The organism is Anditalea andensis (genome assembly GCF_000714815.1).
Lineage (GTDB): Bacteria > Bacteroidota > Bacteroidia > Cytophagales > Cyclobacteriaceae > Anditalea > Anditalea andensis.
The window spans coordinates 216,170-235,755 of sequence record NZ_JMIH01000022.1; the positions used below are offsets into that span (position 1 = coordinate 216,170).

The 19,586-nt window shown below is 40.1% G+C and carries 22 protein-coding genes; 7 read left to right on the plus strand and 15 right to left on the minus strand.

Features of this window, described 5'->3' with window-relative positions; translation table 11 throughout:
* Positions 1-60: 60 nt before the first annotated feature.
* Positions 61-471 (plus strand): hypothetical protein, encoded by a 411-nt coding sequence (locus EL17_RS13705; protein ID WP_035075070.1) that lies wholly within the window; start codon positions 61-63, stop codon positions 469-471.
* Between the two features lie 21 nt (positions 472-492).
* Entirely contained in the window at positions 493-930 is a 438-nt protein-coding gene (locus tag EL17_RS13710) for a hypothetical protein (RefSeq protein WP_035075073.1), read from the plus strand.
* 33 nt (positions 931-963) lie between these two features.
* Here the strand turns inward: EL17_RS13710 and EL17_RS13715 are convergent, their stop codons facing one another.
* The 5 genes from EL17_RS13715 to EL17_RS13735 form a co-directional block, all read right to left on the minus strand.
* A complete protein-coding gene (locus tag EL17_RS13715; RefSeq protein ID WP_035075075.1) occupies positions 964-1,626 on the minus strand; it encodes a phosphatidylserine decarboxylase family protein in 663 nt (220 codons plus the stop codon).
* Between the two features lie 123 nt (positions 1,627-1,749).
* A complete protein-coding gene (locus tag EL17_RS13720; protein ID WP_035075077.1) occupies positions 1,750-3,027 on the minus strand; it encodes a Glu/Leu/Phe/Val family dehydrogenase in 1,278 nt (425 codons plus the stop codon).
* Between the two features lie 73 nt (positions 3,028-3,100).
* Positions 3,101-3,940 carry a phosphatidate cytidylyltransferase gene (locus EL17_RS13725; RefSeq protein WP_035075082.1) on the minus strand — a complete coding sequence of 280 codons (840 nt, stop codon included), beginning with the start codon at positions 3,938-3,940 and terminating at the stop codon, positions 3,101-3,103.
* Positions 3,924-4,130: a putative signal transducing protein gene (locus EL17_RS13730; protein WP_035075083.1), complete on the minus strand. Its 207-nt coding sequence runs from the start codon at positions 4,128-4,130 to the stop codon at positions 3,924-3,926. The genes EL17_RS13725 and EL17_RS13730 overlap by 17 nt, the downstream gene beginning before the upstream one ends.
* Positions 4,105-5,058, minus strand: coding sequence for a CPBP family intramembrane glutamic endopeptidase (locus EL17_RS13735; RefSeq protein WP_035075084.1), 954 nt, complete (start codon positions 5,056-5,058; stop codon positions 4,105-4,107). Before EL17_RS13735 ends, EL17_RS13730 begins: the two co-directional genes overlap by 26 nt.
* A gap of 39 nt (positions 5,059-5,097) precedes the next feature.
* Here EL17_RS13735 and dusB point away from each other — a divergent pair, with 39 nt between their 5' ends.
* On the plus strand, positions 5,098-6,087 hold the full coding sequence (dusB, locus tag EL17_RS13740) for a tRNA dihydrouridine synthase DusB (RefSeq protein WP_035075085.1): 990 nt from the start codon (positions 5,098-5,100) through the stop codon (positions 6,085-6,087).
* 30 nt (positions 6,088-6,117) lie between these two features.
* Positions 6,118-7,056: a DMT family transporter gene (locus EL17_RS13745; protein WP_035075096.1), complete on the plus strand. Its 939-nt coding sequence runs from the start codon at positions 6,118-6,120 to the stop codon at positions 7,054-7,056.
* Positions 7,057-7,136: 80 nt separating this feature from the next.
* Here EL17_RS13745 and EL17_RS13750 read toward each other — a convergent pair whose 3' ends face one another.
* Positions 7,137-7,838: a protein kinase domain-containing protein gene (locus tag EL17_RS13750; protein ID WP_035075098.1), complete on the minus strand. Its 702-nt coding sequence runs from the start codon at positions 7,836-7,838 to the stop codon at positions 7,137-7,139.
* Positions 7,823-8,113, minus strand: coding sequence for a hypothetical protein (locus tag EL17_RS13755; protein ID WP_035075100.1), 291 nt, complete (start codon positions 8,111-8,113; stop codon positions 7,823-7,825). Before EL17_RS13755 ends, EL17_RS13750 begins: the two co-directional genes overlap by 16 nt.
* Before the next feature lie 89 nt (positions 8,114-8,202).
* Here EL17_RS13755 and EL17_RS13760 point away from each other — a divergent pair, with 89 nt between their 5' ends.
* Together EL17_RS13760 and EL17_RS13765 are read left to right on the plus strand one after the other, a co-directional pair.
* The gene (locus tag EL17_RS13760) at positions 8,203-9,393 is read left to right on the plus strand and encodes a DUF4221 family protein (RefSeq protein WP_035075103.1); all 1,191 of its coding nucleotides are present in this window, start codon (positions 8,203-8,205) and stop codon (positions 9,391-9,393) included.
* Positions 9,390-9,794, plus strand: coding sequence for a hypothetical protein (locus EL17_RS13765; protein WP_035075105.1), 405 nt, complete (start codon positions 9,390-9,392; stop codon positions 9,792-9,794). The genes EL17_RS13760 and EL17_RS13765 overlap by 4 nt, the downstream gene beginning before the upstream one ends.
* Positions 9,795-9,846: 52 nt before the next feature.
* Here the strand turns inward: EL17_RS13765 and EL17_RS13770 are convergent, their stop codons facing one another.
* From EL17_RS13770 to EL17_RS13795, 6 genes are all read right to left on the minus strand, one after another.
* The gene (locus EL17_RS13770; protein ID WP_035075108.1) at positions 9,847-11,307 is read right to left on the minus strand and encodes a potassium/proton antiporter; all 1,461 of its coding nucleotides are present in this window, start codon (positions 11,305-11,307) and stop codon (positions 9,847-9,849) included.
* Between the two features lie 53 nt (positions 11,308-11,360).
* Entirely contained in the window at positions 11,361-12,434 is a 1,074-nt protein-coding gene (locus EL17_RS13775; RefSeq protein WP_035075109.1) for a DUF3810 domain-containing protein, read from the minus strand.
* Between the two features lie 84 nt (positions 12,435-12,518).
* A complete protein-coding gene (locus tag EL17_RS13780) occupies positions 12,519-13,100 on the minus strand; it encodes a NifU family protein (RefSeq protein ID WP_035075112.1) in 582 nt (193 codons plus the stop codon).
* Between the two features lie 70 nt (positions 13,101-13,170).
* The gene (locus EL17_RS13785; RefSeq protein ID WP_035075114.1) at positions 13,171-14,529 is read right to left on the minus strand and encodes a dicarboxylate/amino acid:cation symporter; all 1,359 of its coding nucleotides are present in this window, start codon (positions 14,527-14,529) and stop codon (positions 13,171-13,173) included.
* Between the two features lie 33 nt (positions 14,530-14,562).
* Positions 14,563-15,639 (minus strand): chorismate synthase, encoded by a 1,077-nt coding sequence (gene aroC / locus EL17_RS13790; protein WP_035075116.1) that lies wholly within the window; start codon positions 15,637-15,639, stop codon positions 14,563-14,565.
* 3 nt (positions 15,640-15,642) lie between these two features.
* Positions 15,643-17,076 carry a BatD family protein gene (locus EL17_RS13795; protein WP_035075118.1) on the minus strand — a complete coding sequence of 478 codons (1,434 nt, stop codon included), beginning with the start codon at positions 17,074-17,076 and terminating at the stop codon, positions 15,643-15,645.
* A 116-nt stretch (positions 17,077-17,192) separates the two neighbouring features.
* Here EL17_RS13795 and EL17_RS13800 point away from each other — a divergent pair, with 116 nt between their 5' ends.
* Positions 17,193-17,384, plus strand: coding sequence for a hypothetical protein (locus tag EL17_RS13800; protein ID WP_035075120.1), 192 nt, complete (start codon positions 17,193-17,195; stop codon positions 17,382-17,384).
* 142 nt (positions 17,385-17,526) lie between these two features.
* Here the strand turns inward: EL17_RS13800 and queG are convergent, their stop codons facing one another.
* Positions 17,527-18,459 (minus strand): tRNA epoxyqueuosine(34) reductase QueG, encoded by a 933-nt coding sequence (gene queG / locus EL17_RS13805; RefSeq protein ID WP_035075122.1) that lies wholly within the window; start codon positions 18,457-18,459, stop codon positions 17,527-17,529.
* A gap of 69 nt (positions 18,460-18,528) precedes the next feature.
* The gene (ruvB, locus tag EL17_RS13810; RefSeq protein WP_035075123.1) at positions 18,529-19,569 is read right to left on the minus strand and encodes a Holliday junction branch migration DNA helicase RuvB; all 1,041 of its coding nucleotides are present in this window, start codon (positions 19,567-19,569) and stop codon (positions 18,529-18,531) included.
* Between the last annotated feature and the right edge of the window lie 17 nt (positions 19,570-19,586).

Here is a 19,586-nt window from a genome sequence, read left to right on the forward strand (position 1 = left end):
CTCTTTTTTTTTACTTATTTGTATGATTAACTATTTCTTCAACATAAATAAATTTTAAGTATGAAAGTAATTTTATTATCTACCTTTTTGTTTTTAGTTCTATTAAGTGAAACCAATGCGCAAGTTAGTGCTGCGATCTACCGTTTTGGCAGCCAAACTTTTGCAGCCATAGGCAGTAATCCGGATAATATGGTTTTTGGGGAAGCTAGATTTAGTGGTAATTTAGAAGCCACTCTTGGAGTAAATTTAATTCGCAGAGAAGAAGTTAATTTTTACAGTGGCTTTCATTTAGGTGTGGAAAGCAACAGGCATAATGACTTTTATCTAGGGGTGCCATTTGGCTTATTGGTAAAGCCTTTTACAGCAACCAGAAACTTTGGCTTTGTTCTGGAATTTAGCCCTATCCTTATTGCTGATAATGGTTATGGAGATTTTAGGGCAGGTTTAGGATTAAAATATACTTTCCGTTAATAGATTATAACTTTATTGGTTATGCGTCTTAAATTTGTATTATGTGCATTTACCACACTGCTAAGCATTCAAATGTCAAATGCCCAAGTGACGGTAGGGGTTTACCATGGTTCATTTTATTCCCAGCTAGGCATCGGATCGAATCCGGAAAATAAATTTTTTGCCGAAGGCAGGTTATTTGCCGGAGATATTTTGAATTCTTTTTTTGGAATAGAGGGTATCGGGCAATATAATTTCATCTCTTCGGATTGGTATAACCTTTCAGCAGGAATAATGCTTGGGTATAATGAATATGATGAAGGGCAATACGGACTACATGGTATGGTATCGGTCAAGCCAATAGAAAACCATCGGAACCTGGCCATAATTATGGAAGCTACTCCTTTTCGTTCTTTTGAAACCTTTAATTTGCGGGCCAATCTAGGCGTCCGGTATACTTTTGGAAGAAACAGAGAATAAAAAAAGCTCCTTAACTGGAGCTTTTTCTATTCTTTAGCTTTTTAATTTTGCTATTGCGGTTCTGCCTCCCTTGGTGACATCATTTATATTCACTAAAATCTCGGCATCTAGCGGAAGGAATACATCTACTCTAGAACCAAATTTAATAAATCCGAATTCACCACCTTGCTCCAGTGAATCACCTTCTTTTACGTACCATTTTATCCTTCTGGCTACAGCTCCTGCGATTTGTCGAACCAATAATTTCACCCCATTTTTTTGGCTTACTACCATAGTAGTCCTTTCGTTTTCATAGCTAGATTTCGGGTGCCATGCTACTAGGTATTTGCCAGGGTGATATTTAAAATATTCAACAGTCCCGGATATAGGAGACCTATTTACATGAACATTTATAGGAGACATGAATATAGAAATCTGCTTCCTTTTTTCATGAAGGTATTCTTCTTCCATGGCTTCTTCTATCACTACCACTTTACCATCAGCAGGGGCATATACCATTTGGGTATCCGCACCGGATTTGAATACAGGATTTCTGAAGAACTGCAGTACCAGTAGGAATATTATCACACTGGCTATGAGGATCACATTTAAAAGTGTCTCCTGATCTGGGATAATCTGATGTAAGGCTATGTTCATACCGGCCAAAATCATCAGCATCCAAAATAGTAATTTCTTTCCTTCCTTATGTATAGTCATATTGCAAAAATATAGGGATGTAAATCATAAAAAATAAAATTGATTAATTTTTATTTTTTTTTACCCTAAGATTACTAATCAAAGAGTTGATTTACATCCCTTTATAAGAATAGTTAAATTCCGTTAATATCCCCCACGATAGGTGTAAGTCTTAGCTACTTTATCTATCGCTACGATATAAGCAGCTATTCTCATAGGTACATCATATTTTATAGAAGCTTTATAAACGGTATTGAAAGCTTCTTTCATAATCCTATCAGACCTTCTGTTTACCCTTTCAGCAGTCCATTTATAACCAAGTCTGTTCTGGACCCATTCAAAATAAGAAACGGTTACACCACCCGCATTGGCCAAGATATCCGGTACTGCCATTATACCTTTTTCGTTGATGATGTTATCGGCTTTAAATGAAGTAGGTCCATTGGCACCTTCCACTATGAGCTTAGCTTTGATTTTATCTACATTTTTGATGGTGATTACATCTTCTACTGCTGCGGGTACCAGTACGTCTACATCCAGTTCCAGAAGTTCCATTGCATCATCTAGCTTATCAGCACCCTTGAATCCTTCCAAAGTGCCTTTATTACTGTCACGGTATGCTATGGCTTCTTGTATATTGATGCCATTTATATTATGATATGCTCCTGAGATATCAGACACTGCTACCACCTTAAGACCTCTTTCTTCCAAAAGGATAGATGCCCAAGATCCTACGTTTCCGAAACCTTGGACAGCACAAGTTGCCTGGAATGGGTTTATTTTTAGTTTTTCCATGGCTGCAAGGGCAGAAACCATCACACCACGACCCGTAGCTTCTGTTCTTCCTAGGGATCCACCGAGAACCAATGGTTTACCAGTCACCACCGCATTTACTGTCGTGCCATGTGCTTTGGAGTATTCATCCATCAGCCAGGCCATTTCCCTTGGGCCAGTACCCATATCAGGTGCCGGTATATCCTTATCGGGACCGAATACATCGATCATCGATAGTGTATATGCCCTCATTAGTCTTTCGATTTCCCCGGCAGACATTTCTCTAGGGTTACAGCGAACGCCACCTTTGGCACCACCATAAGGTATATCCACTACGGCACATTTCCAGGTCATCCAAGCAGCCAGTGCCCTCACTTCATCCAGATGTACATCTGGTGCAAAACGGATACCGCCTTTAGCCGGTCCAAGGATATTTGAATGTATCACTCGGATACCTTCGAATACCTGAATTTTTCCGTTGTCCATGGTGATGGGCAGAGAGACGATTACTTGTTTGGCGGGATTTTTCAGCACATTATAGACCTCGTCAGATAGTCCTAATTTTTCTGCTGCAATGTTAAACCTTTCCATCATTGACTCCAGAGGATTTTCTCTATCCTTGATCGGAGCGGGTTCAATGTAAGCCATATTGGGTTCTGGTTTCGTGAATTATAAAATACTGTACAATATTAAGCACTTTTTCGATATCATTAGGCGAATACTAAAAGATTTTTAGAAAGGCAGTTATAAAGGGGGCAGAAAGCAATAATCCGTCAAACCGGTCCATGAAACCACCATGGCCAGGCAGTCTGTTACCTGAATCTTTAATGGCAATACTCCTCTTGAAAAGCGACTCGATCAAGTCACCGTAGGTGCCTGCTATAATGATAATACCTGTGATGCAAAACCATTGCCATTGTTGTAAAACCATAAAAAAATTTGAGAGAATAACTGCCATTACAAAGGCAGCCAGTGCACCGCCCAAGCTGCCTTCCCAGGATTTTTTAGGAGATATTCTCTCAAACAGCTTCGTCTTGCCAAACTTGGTGCCTGCAAAATATGCCCCCGAATCACTGGCCCATAGTATAAGCAGAGAACCTATAATTATTTCATAATGGAAAGTATCATCTACGGCAAATGCTGCTACATTTAGTAGGCAAAAAGGGACAGCTACATAAAAAATTCCCAAAAAGGTGTAGGCTATACCCGTAAATGGCTTTTTATCTGATTTCCTGTATAATTTGATGAAAAATATCATTGATACAAGCGGGAAGATGAGAAAGTAATACTTGTCCGGTAGATTCTGCTTCTCTACCATAAAGGACATGCAGAAGATCGTAAGGCCAATAAAAGTACCAAAACTTTTCAGGGGAAGCATTCCATCCAAACCTGAAAGCTTGTAAAATTCCATTTGAGAAAATGCCAGTATAATACCGAATATGAGGAAATATATCCATTCACTGTAAATAGATCCCGCTATAATGGCGGTGGCGCCAATAAAGGCTGTGATCACTCGCTGTGCTAAATTACTGTAGTTACTTATATTAAAACGTGATCTCATTCTTTATGATATTTACCGCACGCAAAACAAGGTCTTCAGGTACCAGCACCTCATAGTAGCCATGTATCTGATATACAGACTCTTTTTTATCGATGACAAGTGCCAAAATCCCGTTTTGCTCCAAGACTCCTTTAACTATCTCCGCCCTTACCGGTGAACCTACTTCAAAAACTTTTTTCCATTTGGCCATCAGAGGGTAGCTTGCGGCTATTATTTATGAATAATTTAAAACTAACAAGAAATACTATGAAGCCGATGAGCATAATATACCAGTCTGCATATGTCGCTTCCTCAATATTAAATTCCATTATCCCCAATTTGTTCAAATACACCAAAGTAACTGTTAGTGAGTTATTCAGCATATGGGCCAGCATAGGGTAAAACAAACTGCCCGAATAAAGATATAAGTATCCGAATAAAGCTCCTAATAACAAACGGGGAAAAAAACCATAAAACTGTACGTGAATGGCCGAAAATATAAAAGCCGCTATCCAGATGCCCAAATGGGCATTTCCTGTATATTGATGAAGCTTAGGCTGTAAGATGCCTCTGAAGAGATATTCCTCACCTATACCGGCAAATATTCCTATGACCAATATGCTGGCCAGATATTCATAAAAATTTTCAAAATCAGTGAGATAGGTGGTCAACCTCATGGCCTCGGCCTCTGTTCTTTTAGCATACTCTTCAAAAGCGCTCATGAATTCCGGAAACTGTATTTGGGCATTCCAATAGATAATTATTGAATTCATTACAATAAAGCTGACTAGAAGAGGTATGACTAAAAGCGCAAGATTGAACTTAGTGTTGACCACTTGTTGTTTGATCCGGAGTGTAGCTTTGTCTATAAAACGTAAGAATAGGTATCCGCCCAACCAAAAAGAAAGTCCACTCACCTGGATAAATAGCAGTGCCATACGTGCATTGGGGTGATCATAATTTCCCCCAATGATATAAACTACATCTCCCAAAGGGATATTAAACAAAATCGGAACAAGGAAAAAGAACAAACTCTGAAGGATGGCAAGTGTACCAAATACGGTAAGAACCAATAATACCAGTGACAATAGCCAATATTGTTTTTTACCAAATTCACTTTGGGTTTCGTATATCTCCATAATTAGCGGTAAATTTACATCAAAAATATATAATCAGTAGTGGTAAAAATAGGAAACTTGGAATTAGGGGACTTCCCGCTCTTGCTGGCACCCATGGAGGACGTGAGTGATCCACCGTTCAGAGCTGTATGTAAGGCCAACGGTGCTGACCTCATGTATACAGAGTTCATCAGTTCGGAAGGACTTATCAGGGATGCTGCCAAAAGTGTACAAAAGTTGGATATATTCGATTATGAAAGGCCTGTAGGCATTCAGATATTTGGTAATGAGATTGAATCTATGCGGGAGGCAGCTGCCATAGTGGAGGCTGCCCGGCCAGACATATTAGATATAAACTACGGTTGCCCTGTCAATAAGGTTGCCTGTAAAGGTGCTGGAGCTGGGATTCTTCTGGATATAGATAAAATGGTCTCGATGACTGCTGAAATAGTAAAAGCAGTCAATATACCTGTGACAGTAAAGACCAGGCTTGGCTGGGATGAGAATACGATAAGGATCAATGAAGTGGTAGAAAGGCTCCAGGATATTGGTATACAGGCCATCAGTATCCATGCCCGTACCCGTAAGCAAATGTATAAAGGCACGGCAGACTGGAGCTACTTAGCTAAAATCAAAGAAAATCCGAGAATCAATATTCCTGTTTTTGGTAACGGAGATATAGATTCTGCCGAGAAAGCTTTGGAATATCGTAATAAATACGGTATAGATGGCATTATGATCGGGAGGGCTACCATAGGCTATCCCTGGATTTTTAATGAAATCAAGCATTATTTTGCCACCGGAGAACTATTACCTCCGCCGGACCTCGAAGAGAGAATCAAGGTAACTAAAAAGCACCTTGATTTCTCTGTAGAATGGAAAGGAGAAAAACTAGGTATCTTGGAGATGAGGAGGCATTATACAAATTATTTCCGCGGTATGCCTAATTTTAAGGCTTATCGGACACAAATGGTCACCACTGAATCCTATGCTGAAGTATGTACTATATTGGATCAGGTAGGTGAGGTATATGCTGATTTCCAGTTTTAATGATTCAGATAAAATATAATCTTACACTAGTTGAACCAGGATATACGGAAAGAAGGAGCCCTTAAGAGTTGGCTCTTTCTTGTTTTATTGGCCTTGATTTGGGGTAGTTCATTTATTTTGATCAAGAGGGGATTACTTGTTTTTTCCCCCGGGGAAGTCGGTGCATACCGGATTGTTTCGGCTGGGTTAGTACTGGTGCCATTATCTGTCTCCAAATTGAAAAATCTTAACCGGCGCCAGGTAGGAAATTTAATTATTGTTGGATTCGTAGGTAGTTTTATTCCAGCATTTCTTTTTGCAAAGGCACAGACGCAGCTTAGCAGTTCCCTTACAGGCGTGCTCAATGCATTGACACCACTCTGTGTGGTGATGGTAGGAGCTGTTTTTTTTAAATCCAGGATTACCCGCAGAAATGCCTTTGGTTTATTGATCGCCTTTATAGGGGTGGGAATCCTGATCACGGTGAGAGAAGGTGGTGGGCTGGGGACATTTGCCCAGATAAATGCCTATGCATTTTTGGTATTGTTAGCTACACTTTGTTATGGTATTAATTTAAATATCATCAAATATTGGTTTGTGGCCTTAAAGCCTGTGGAAATTACGGCCATATCCTTATTGATGGTTCTTCCGCTAGCATCTCTTTACCTTTTCCTATTTACAGACTTTTCATTTAAGCTTGTGCATGTGGAGGGGGGCTATTTGGCAGCTGGGTATATTACCATCTTGGGTGTAGTGGGCACAGCCATAGCACTTATTTTATTTAATATTTTGGTAAAAATCGCTACACCAGTCTTTGCCAGTTCGGTAACCTATCTGATACCCATAGTAGCGGTTCTGTGGGGGGTATGGGATGGAGAAGTCTTACTAATGGGACATTATATTGGGATTTCAGTAGTCATTTTTGGGGTTTGGATAGGGAACAGGAATGCTAGGGCAAGAATCACTAATTCTAATATAGAGAATAAATAAAAATTTGTGAGGAGATTTTTTTAAAATATGGCAGCAGACCAATTCGATAAGGAACCACTTATATGGCGTGGTCTGCGTATTCATTCTGTTATCATTTCCAATAAATCGGTGGCATTTGGCCTTTTCTCTTGGTCTGATGTAAGGCATAAACTGATAAAATTATCATATGGAGATAATATATGGTTTAGAGATGGCCCGATAATCTTATGATTTTTGATATTGTCTTGGATGTCCTTTATTGCGATTTTTCTTCTTTCTCCAAATGGATACTGGCCTGTGAAAAGGATGTATAACATAACCCCCAAAGACCATATATCGGCTTTGGAGGATATAGAGTGGAATAGGTATACTTCAGGCGATGTAATTTCAGGTGTATAGTATCCTCCATTGGTTTTAAATGGAGAAGGATCATTTTTAACAGTAAAAAGATCTCCTATTTTGAAAATCAGTTTTTGGTCTACATTATGTACAAGTATATTGGATAATTTGAGGTCTGAATGTACAAGACCTTGCTTATGAAGGTAATCCAAGCCATGAAGCACCTCTGGGATAATTGAATTTACAATCGGAAGAGATATTTTGCTTTCTGATATGAGTTCATTAAGGGAAAAGAGATTACAGCATTCAGATTCTGAAAAGAATTGTTGGTCAGCATCATCCCAGTATAAATGATGTATTTTTAGGACGTTTGGATGGTTTAAATTAAGAATTTTTTTGATGATCTTTGGAGAGATGCTCTGGATTTCATTTGAGCTAATAGGTTTTTTTACTGTTTCTTCCATTTTATTTCATAGTTATCTTGTTTTTTAAAGTTATTTTTTTTTTTTTTTTGAATAACAACTAACAAACAAATTATGAAAAACACAAAATTCAAATTTCCAAAATCGGTAATGGCTGTTGCGGGAGCTTCTGCCATGTTAATGTCAAGCGGTTTTGTCACTGTAGAGCAAAGTAACCCGAAAAATCCTGAATCTGATAATTTGACTACAATGTCTTGGAGAAGTTTTAGTGCTTGTGAGGGTAATTCTGGAACCTGTTTGCCTACTGTGATCGTCACTGACTGATCGCTTTTGATAATGTTATTTTCCTGGTGGGCCTGAATTTTTTGGCAGACCAGGAAAATTTAACTTTAGTAAGTTTGAAATTATGAGAAATATTTTGACTTTCCCATCCGCCGCTATGGTGTGTTTTTTAATCTTAGGTGCCTGTAGTGGACAAGAGCAAGAGGAAAAAGCAGGAACCCTCAAGGAAGTAACGGGATACGAAATCAGCATCGACCGCTATACCTCTCCGGCGGAAGACTATATCCAATATGTTCCGGACTGGAAGGGTAAGGAGGCAATGGCCATGCATGTACGGGGCAAGGATCAGATCAAGCTCTACGGGCTAGAGGATGGCCTGCTGATGGATTCCATCGTATATGTCACAGAAGGACCAAAAGCCGTCAAAAGGGTCTACGATTTCCACATTCTAAACGAGGATTCCATCTTTCTCAACCACCGGTACCAGTATAGCCTGTCTCTGGTAAACAGACAGATGGATGTGCTGTGGGAATTCAGCTTTTTGCCGGAGGATATCCAGCTTGACCCAAAAACACAGATGCCCCTATCCGGGAAAGGGGAAACCTATCTGGCTGTTTTTAATCATAAAAGATTATTCCATAAGTCAGGAAAAAAATTGATTATCACCGGCTCTCCGGATAGGAATCATTATGATCCCGATTACTACGATGCTGATTGTCTGCTGGTATCGGTGGATATGGAGACAGGGGAGGTCCGTCGGCTATTGTCCTTTCCGGATAAGATGAGGGGTAAAACCTGGGGCAGTGCACATGCTGAACATTACGCCACTTATATAGCCGATGAAGACCGGTATCTGGTAAGTTTTGCCGCGGACGAAAAGCTGCACCTGCTGGATCAGGATTTTGGGAACCTGGGCAGTTTTGAGGCAAAAGCATCCAGCTTCAAAGAAATAAGACCATTTGGGGTGAAGAAATCATATCCTGAAAACAGTAAAGCATTGGAGTACATGATCAATATGCCAATGTATGGTTCTGTACTTTATGATAGATTCAGAAATCTATACTACCGTATAGGTCTGGCAGAAATTCCCGAGTATGGTACCGAGTTTATTCGTGACCCCCTGCACAATGCCAGGGAAATGACAGTGATCGTTCTAGATAGTAAACTGAATAAAATTGCAGAAAATAAGCTATCCAGTGGCGAAAACGGCACATTTCTAGACCGCTGTTTTGTCAATGAAAATGGTCTGAATGTGGCTTATGTGGATTTTAGCGCTGAAGACAGATTATACTTCAAAACATTTTTGCCGAAATGAATCATCTCTACTTCTGTTTGGTGCTCTTACTTATGTCAGGCTGCCATAGAGAAGAGGAATCTTCAGACAGGGCAGTGGCTTATTTTGAAGAACTTACTCATAAAACCATAAGGAAAGATGTCATATATTTCATTGTCTCCGACTATGGGTGTTCATCCTGTAAGGAAGATGTATATGCGAAAGCTGAAACGGGGAATCCCGTTTTTTCTTTCATTATTACAGACCCCAGAAATGTTAATATTTTAAAAGATAGGTTTGCCACGGGTTTGGAACTGGAGAATATTTTCATTGATTCCAGGGGGCTTAACAAAAAGAAGAGGCTGATATTTTCCACCCCTATGGTGCTTTGGTATTCTGACCATAAATGGGCTTTAGAACCTTACGATATGGTTAATATTTAAACCATAAAAAAATGGTGTCTAAACATATTGAAAGTTTGAGAGTAAAAAAGTATTATATCTTTAAAGCTTCTTTGATATGCTTCTCTTCTGATTCCATATTCATCATAACCAGTAGCTTATCACCTGAATGCACTTCTGTTAGCCCATTGGGGGTGATGAACTTTTCATTCCTGTTGATCAATACAATCAGGGAAGTTTTAGGGAAATCCAGTTCCCATATTTTCAATCCATCTACCAGAGAATTTTCTGGAAGTTCCACCTCTACCAGTGCATTTTTAAAATCTTCTGATAATTCTAAGTCCAGAAGTGATCTTCGCTTGAGCCCATCTGGTACCGCTAGATGAAGCCATCTGGCTACTATGGGCAGTGTAGTGGCCTGCAGTGCTACTGAAGTGAGGACAATAAAAAATACCACATTGAAAATTAAAGAAGATTTTTCTACGCCTGCTATCAGCGGAAAGGTAGCAAATACTATAGGAACTGCTCCCCTTAGCCCTACCCAACTGACAAACAGTTTATCCCTATTTTTGTATTTGAATAAAGCAAGAGAAACAAATACCCCTATAGGACGGGCTACAAAAATTAAAAAAGCTGAAACAAGTGCTCCCAATCCTACTACAGGCAATATCGCGGTAGGGTAGACCAATAACCCCAAGGTGATAAACATCACGATCTGCATCAGCCAGGCCACCCCGTCAAAAAATTTAATCATACTTTTTTTATGGACCATCTTACCGTTGCCTATAGTGAGGGCAGCGATATAGACACCCAGAAACCCATTTCCTCCCAGTAAATCAATAAGGGCATATACCAGTACGACCATGCCCAGCATAAGCACTGGGTATAAACCTTCGTACTCCAGGTTGATTTTATTGATTACCCAAACGATAAGCTTGCCAAGAAGAAACCCTCCCGCTCCACCTACTATCATCTGAATGAAAAATACCGGTATCAGTTCGCTGAGTGTAAAATCTGGTAAGGCCAAAAGCGAGGTGAGCCCTATGGTAAGAAAATAGGCCATAGGATCATTACTCCCTGATTCTAATTCTAAGAGCGGACGTAAGTTGCCCTTAAGTCCTATACTTTTAGCCCGTAGGATAGAAAATACAGCGGCAGCATCAGTAGAAGAAATGATGGCTCCCAGAAGTAATCCCTCTAAAAGGGAAAACGTACTGATCATATGCACAAACACACCTACAGAAACAGCAGTCAATAACACACCTACAGTAGATAGGGTGAGCCCGGCTCCGAGGACAGGTTTTATGCTCTGCCATTTAGTATCCAATCCGCCGGAAAACAGTATATAGGTAAGGGCAGTAATGCCAAAGAACTGGGCTATGTTGGGATCATCAAAATATATTTTACCTATACCATCAGAGCCTGAAAGCATACCTATGCCCAGAAATAATAAAAGAATAGGAATTCCGGCCTTTCCGGCTGTTTTGCTTGCTATAATACTTCCTATCAAAAGTATAGAACTAATAAAAAGTATGTTTTCAGCATTAATTGTCATAAAAGAGAATTTCAGAAATTAGAATGTGTATAAAAATACCAAAATTGTATTACTTATTCCCCTTTTAATCTGTTTCTCCAAGCATTGGCTAGCATGGGCAGCTGCTGGTAACTTTGTACACCGGCTTTTACCCCCTGGGTTTTCAGGAATAAATCATTGGACCGTTTGCTCAGTTCAGAGGAAATAGGTTTAATCTCTTCTTTATTTTTTAAGATAGCAGATAGATCATTTTTTATCCCTTTGTTTAGACGGGAAAAAGTCTGGCGGTAAAGATTGGGGTTGATCCTGTATAGATCACTCAGTTGATACCTGAGCAGCCTCAGCTGTCCGCTGTACTGTAGCAGGGGGTCGTCACTGTTGGAGCAGATTACCCAGCCTATAAAATTGGCCTCTCCTTCGTCTGTGACCCCATAGCTATGGGCCATTTCATGAGCCACTGTAAAGGGGCGCTCTAGGGGGTGCAGTGCCGCATCAATATAACTTTCACCTGTGAATGGAAAATAGATGCCCAATATGCCCATCCTGGTCATAAAACCTTCAGGATAAAACAGTTTGGTTCGGGGATGACCTGTGAAATTCAGACCTAACAGATAGAGATTGGCTGTCATATTTGATCTTACTATATTTTCAAGTTCGTGATAAGCTATGGTTTCCTGAATGGCCGTGGAATCCTGGGTGAGGTTAAGCCTTAATTGGACGAGTATATTGGATGTTAATTCAATTTCCCGCATGATCTCGTCCTGGCCCAATGGCCTGGGCGATAATATTAACTGTTCAAAAATAGGAACCCGCTGATAGTTATATCCCCATAGAAATAAAAAAAAGAAAATGAGTCCCCCTAGAAAATTGAACAGGGAGCGAAAACTAAATAGTATTTTATTGATCCATCCTTTCTTGTGTATAAGGTTATAGAAAAAATATCCAAAAACTGATAAGATGACGACAACAAATATATATACAGTAGGGAATGGCAATCTGGAAATAGTGATGTCGATAACATTTCTTATGACAGGGAAAAAAGTCCTGGAATAAAGCTCCTCTGTTTTTTCAGGGTTTTGATCGGCAAAATACCTGATGATAATCGCTATTAATCCAAGTAAGGCCCAGGCCCAGTTTTTTTTAAACATAGGTGAATGGTGAAATATCCAAAGGCAATCAAAAACACATAGGTTTAATGGCTATGCCATTAAACCTAAAATTATTTTATTTTTCTATACCCCTTCGGCTTCTACTTCCTTTACTTCCGGCAGCATACGTGTCAAAAGATTCTGAATGCCCGCCTTAAGGGTGATTGTACTGGAAGGACAGCCCGAGCATGATCCCTGAAGGAGTACTTTAACAATTCCATCGTGGAAACTGTGAAAAACTATCGCCCCTCCATCTTGCTCCACAGCCGGTCTAATGTATTCATCCAGAATGCCTTTTATTTTTTTTACGATTTCACTGTCATTTTCATCAAACAAAGGATCTTGTTCAAAGGCTACATTTATGGGAGATTTTCCCGTTTCCAGATAGCTTTTGATATGTTCTCGTATTACATCCCGGACTTCTTCCCATTCCACATCCTCCTTTTTAGTAACCGTGACAAAATTGGCCGCTATGAAAACCCTGTCCACCGACGTAAAGTTAAATAACTCATGGGCCAATGGGGAATTGCCTGTACTTTCCTGGTCTGGATAGTCAAAACTTATGCCATCATCGGTCAACATGAAATTCACCACAAACTTAAGCGAGTTTGGGTTAGGGTTGGCCTCCATATATATATGAACCGGTCTTTTCTGAGCTTGAAGCATGTTTGAGATATTTATTGTGTTATGATATTCTAAGCGTTTGGAAGATTTAATAGTTCCTTATTCATGTTGATTAGCGGATTTCATTTTCTACTTCATTATCACTGATATTAGGTGTCAAAGGATTGGACCTTCTGATAAGGCCATCTGGAAGTTCATTTTCTGTACTGGCCACCACTGTACATACTGTGGCGTCTCCGGTTACATTCACTATGGTCCTAAACATATCCAATATACGGTCTGGAGCTATGATCAGCGCGATGCCTGCAGCTGGGACATTGATGGATTCTAATACGATGATCAGCATAATGATACCCGCTCCCGGTACACCTGCAGACCCTATGGAAGCTAGGGTAGCTGTAAGGACAATCATCAATTGCTGTGTGATGGTAAGGTCCATTCCCAATGCCTGGGCTATAAATACAGCTGCTACCCCCTGATAAAGGCTAGTGCCATCCATGTTTATGGTAGCGCCCAGAGGCAGTACAAAACTGCTGACTTCTTCTGATACACCTATTTCTTCCTCTACCTGCTTCATAGTCACGGGCAGAGTGGCAGAGCTCGAACTGGTAGTAAATGCCAATAACTGAGCCGGACGTATAGCCTTAAAAAAATCCACATAACTTACCTTAGTAAACATTTTAAGAATAGCTGGATATACCGCCAAAATTAAAAAAAACAGGCCACCGAGTACTACCAAACTGTATTTCAATAAAGCCATCAACAATGCTACTGCAGAATCCGGATTATCTCCGGCTATTTCTACGATAAGGGAAGCCATTAGTGCAAATACACCATAGGGTGCCAGCATCATGATATATCCCACTATTTGAATGATGATATCATTCAGCCCATCAAAAAATGCTATGACAGGTGCACCTTTTGCTTTTGGGATCTGCAGTAAGGCAATTCCCACTATTATTGCAAAAAATACCACCTGGAGCATGCTGGCATTATCTGTAGTGGCAAAGAAGATATTTTCAGGAACGATGTCTACCAGAGGCTGAAGAGGGCTCTGCTGTTGCAGTCTTTCCGCTTCACTCGCTTTGGAGCCTGCGGTATCGTCATAAAGCGCCATAAGGCTTTCTCTTGTTTCTACAGGTAGGGCCCTACCGGGTTTGAATATATTTACCAATACCAAGCCTATCGTTACAGCCAATACCGTTGTACACATATAGGTTAGAATAGTTTTACCTCCTATACGGCTGAGTTTTGATATGTCACCCAGATTAGATACACCTACGATCAATGAAGCCAATACCAGAGGTACAGCTATCATTTTCAGAGCATTTATGAAAATGGTTCCGATGGGTTTGATATAATCTATTGTAAAACTGACCGGTATGGCCGTCTTGATGACTACTAATCCGAAGATCAAGCCTAAAACCAGCCCAATGATAATCTGAGTATGTAAGGGTATTCTTTTTAACATTTTATAAGGTATTATTCTAAAAAGGTAAAGGTTCTAGAGCTTACTCGATCTATTTAATAAAAGATAATCTGCCAATACCAGTGCTGCCATGGCTTCTACTATCGGGACTGCCCGAGGTACCACACAGGGATCATGGCGACCTTTTCCAGATACGGTCACAGGATTCCCGCTTTCATCTATGGATTCCTGATCCTGCATGATGGTGGCTACTGGTTTGAAGGCTACGTTAAAGTAGATGTCCTCTCCATTTGAAATCCCTCCTTGAATACCTCCCGAATAGTTGGTCTTGGTCCTTACTTTATCCCCTTCCAAATAGAAGGCATCATTATGCTGAGAACCTCTCATTTCTATGCCTTTAAATCCACTGCCATATTCAAAGCCTTTGACGGCATTGATGCTCAGCATGGCCTTGCCCAGTTCGGCGTGTAATCTGTCAAATACTGGCTCTCCGAGTCCTGCAGGTACACCCTTGGCTACACAGCTCACGATCCCCCCTATAGTGTCCCGGTCTTTACGGACCTGGTCGATATGGGCTATCATCCGCTCTGCCACCTCCTGATCGGGACATCTTATTATATTAGATTCTGTGAGGGATAAATCTAATTCCTGATAAGATTTGGACAGCGACACTTCCCCCGCCTGGCTGACATAGGCCTGAATCGAGATATTATGGTGAAGAAGGAGAAGTTTGGCTATAGCACCAGCAGCCACCCTAGCAGCTGTTTCACGGGCACTACTTCTACCTCCTCCCCGGTAATCTCTGTTTCCGTATTTTTGGGCATAAGTATAGTCTGCATGAGAGGGACGGTAACTTTCCGCTATATGGGAATAGTCTTTGCTTTTCTGATCGGTATTTCTGATCAACATGGATATAGGCGTACCGGTAGATAAGCCATCAAAGACACCTGAAAGAATCTCTACTTCGTCCTCTTCTTTTCTTTGAGTGGTGATTTTGGACTGGCCTGGCTTACGTCTACGGAGTTCATTCTGGATAAACGTTTCCTCTATGGGCAATCCAGCCGGACAGCCGTCTATAATTACCCCCAATGCCTTTCCATGTGATTCTCCGAAAGTACTTATTCTAAATATTCTACCAAATGAATTACCCATTACCTATCTTTTCCTAGCGATCAGTACAGCCAGTAAAATTACAGCTGCGATGAGAAGTATATTTATAAAGGTGGAAAAATAATACTTATATCGCTGGTTTGAAAGTTTATTGTCCTCTACTTCTATTAAGTCGTATATTCCGCCTAGTCTAGTAGAAGATATTGCTTGGTTTACTCTGCTTTCTCCGGAAATAGCCAAAGTGGCACCTGGTCTTAAGGTATCGTATTTTTCCATGACCGGGTTAAAATAGATCCATTCGAGATGGTTGTTCATATGAATTTCCCCGGGCTCATGCAGTGTCATAAAATAACTGAAATCTTTAGAGCCTGTGATTTTGCCCCTACCTCTGTTGATCTGCTGTTTTACATTTGGGTCATAAGCATTCAGTTTTTGGAAATCTGATTTTCTCGGTGCCTGTATGGCATTAATATTTCCTTCTCCGGTAATACCGAAAGTATAAGTGATACCTTCACCTGTTTCCGCATCTTTTCGGACAAAACTTTCATTTAATCTATATACACCCACATTTACTTCATTTCTTAATGGGTGGGGCGGTAAAGGTTTTACCTGTATTCTCTTACCTGTGGTATAGAAAGTCTTAAAATCTTCCTGTCTATTGCTGCCAAAGAAAGTAGGGTTTTTGGCCACTCTGAACTTGATCATCTCCCATCCTACCTGGGGGAGGTCAATATGTCCTTCTGCAAATGGGAAAAATGAAGCCTCATATACCTTAAATTTTGTCCAATATTTGCCATTGATTTCTATCCTTTCAGGCTGGATATTGGTGATATTGAAGTTTTCCTCCCATGCATTGGTTGGTTTGATCTTACGGATAATTTCTTCAAGTTGTCTTCCAGGCTCGTGAAAACTGAAGGGCGCCTGGTTTGATTCTGACATGTAAAAAGCAAGAGAAACATTAAATCCTTCACCCACATACACAGATTCTTTGTCCAAAGTCATGGCAAAGAAGGCATCATCTTCTATTTCCACATACTCAATTTCTTCGGTAGGGCCAAAAAAATCGTCAAAAGGATCTCCCACTCTGCGTTGCGGTGCCCTGCTGTCTCCTACGGTAATCCTTTTTCCTTGTGATTTGGTTACCTGACCATTTACAGTCATTGAAAAATTTTCTAAAGTAAAGGTACCCTTTCGCGTAGGTTTATAGTATTGGATCACGCTGTTTGTACTTGTCATTTGGCCATTTATGAGGTTCATGGAGGAAGACTGGGAGATACCTTGCTTTTGAAATCCAATTATTTCTGGAAATTGGTCATATGATTTTATTTTTTCGTCAGAAATTGTTATTTTTATACTGAATGTTTCATTTAACCCTATTTCATCTGGCCCCAATTCGATGCCTATTGCCTGACCTTTGGCATTTAAATTGATAATGGAGAAAAAAGATACTAATAGGTAAAGAAATTTCGTTGTATTCATATATTGGCTTTACTCTTATAAACTGCAAATTAAGAAGTATATTTTATTCCACGAAGGATAAGGGAAAGCTAGTATGAATTTTTAATATTATTTAATATAAACCAAATTAAGTAGCCATGATAGAATACGTTAAGACCATTTTATTGAAGGTGAGTTTTGACAAAAAGCTTTTCGAAAAAGAGCTGAGAAAAGGCATAAGTTTATTGGTTCCTGGTGAAGTTCAGGAGTTTAAAGATTGGTGTTATACCCACTTCTCCAAAATTTACGAACCGGTTCTCAACAAATACTTTACAAAGCTGTCTGTTTAAATAACTCTTAGAGCCTCCCCAAAAGGGAGGCTTTTATTTAAATCTACCTTATGATGTTATTATGGAGCATACCGAAGCATAAAAGTTTATTTTTTTTTGGATCATACACTCCCCTTTAATTTTTTTCCAGGTATAAAAGTAGTCATGGTTTTAAAAAATCAATATTTCTTTTCAGCCCCTGTAACTTTGTCCTTTTTACGGCCGATTTTTGAAATATTTTTCCGAAAGTTTCAGCAGTTATTTCTTCCCAATCCTTTACTGTCATATTCTTTAAATCCGGATGGGGCAAAAATTTGGGTTCACGATTTGGTTTCGCGAATCTGTTCCAAGGGCAGACATCTTGGCAGATATCACAGCCAAACATCCAGTTTTCAAATTTACCTTTGGCTGATAATGGTAACTCTTCTTTTAATTCTATGGTAAAATAGGAGATGCATTTCGATCCGTCTACTACTCCCGCCTCTGTGATGGCATCAGTAGGGCAGGCATCCACACACCTAGTACAGCTGCCACAGTAATCTTTGGTGCTTGGGATGTCCGGTGTGACTTCCAGATCAATGATAAGTTCTGCCAGAAAGAAAAATGATCCCATGCTCCGGTTCAGTAATAAGCTGTTTTTGCCCAGCCATCCTATGCCGCTGCGCTGGGCCCACTGTCGCTCCATCACGGGAGCAGAATCTACAAATGCCCGACCACCTATCTCTCCGATCTCTTTCTGGAGTACGCTGAGCATAGCATTCAATTTTTCCTTTATTACAAAATGGTAATCTCTGCCATAGGCATATTTGGCCAGCTTGAGGTCTTCAGGACCAGAAGGCAGCTTTTCTATAGGGTAATAATTATATATGAGGCTGACTACCGTTTTTGCTCCATCTACCAGCAAAGTAGGATCCAGCCTCTTATCAAAGTGATTAGCCATATAAGCCATCTGACCATGATAGTTTTTATTTAGCCAATTTTCCAATAATGGAGCTTCCTTTTCCAAAAATTTAGCTTTTGCTATACCACAAAATTCAAATCCCAGCCCTTTGGATATAGATTTGATAATGGAGGCATATTTATCTGGCAGACTCATTTTGGGAATGGCGGTTATATCTTATTTCATTTTTTTTGAGCAGAAAATAGGTACAGAATGTTCCTGGTATCACACATTATCAAAGAGCGATCCGCTTCCTGCACCAAAATTTGGTTTTATGTTCAGGTGTTTAAAGGCCATTTCAGTAGCCATTCTTCCGCGGCTGGTTCTTTTCAAGTAGCCTTCCTGTATAAGAAAAGGCTCATATACCTCCTCTATGGTTTCTGCTTCTTCTCCGCACGCAGTGGCAATGGTGCTTAAACCCACAGGACCTCCCTTAAATTTATCTATGATGGTCATCAAAATCCTATTATCCATTTCATCTAGCCCGTTTTCATCCACATCCAATGCATTAAGTGCGATTTTGGAAATGTCAAGGGTGATTTTTCCCGTACCCTTAATTTCCGCAAAATCACGTGTTCTTCTGAGCAGGTTATTGGCTATACGTGGTGTTCCTCTGCTTCTTCTGGCTATTTCGTAGGCAGCCACCTCATCTATGGGGGTGGCCAAAATACTGGCAGATCTGATGACTATAGTGGTCAGCAGTTTGGCATCATAATATTCCAATCTGGCATTTATCCCAAACCTGGCCCGCAAGGGGGATGTAAGTAGTCCTGACCGTGTAGTAGCTCCGATGAGGGTAAATGGATTTAATGAAATCTGAACCGACCTGGCATTGGGACCAGAATCCAGCATGATGTCTATCCTGAAATCTTCCATGGCTGAATACAGATATTCTTCCACCACAGGGTTAAGTCTATGAATTTCGTCTATAAAAAGCACGTCACCATCTTCCAGGTTAGTCAGCAGTCCCGCCAGATCTGATGGTTTGTCCAATACTGGGCCTGAAGTGATTTTTATATTTGATTCCAGTTCGTTTGCTATAATATTGCTAAGGGTCGTTTTGCCCAAGCCCGGAGGGCCATGTAACAAAACATGGTCAAGAGATTCTCCCCGTTTTTTAGCTGCAGATACAAAGATTTTAAGGTTTTCAAGGATTTTATATTGGCCTGTAAAGTCATCAAAACTAAGCGGTCGTAATGCTTTCTCTACCTCTCTATCTGAAGAACTAAGGCTCTCACCATCTCCACTTAAGTAGTCTTCTCTCATTTTTACTTATTTTTAAA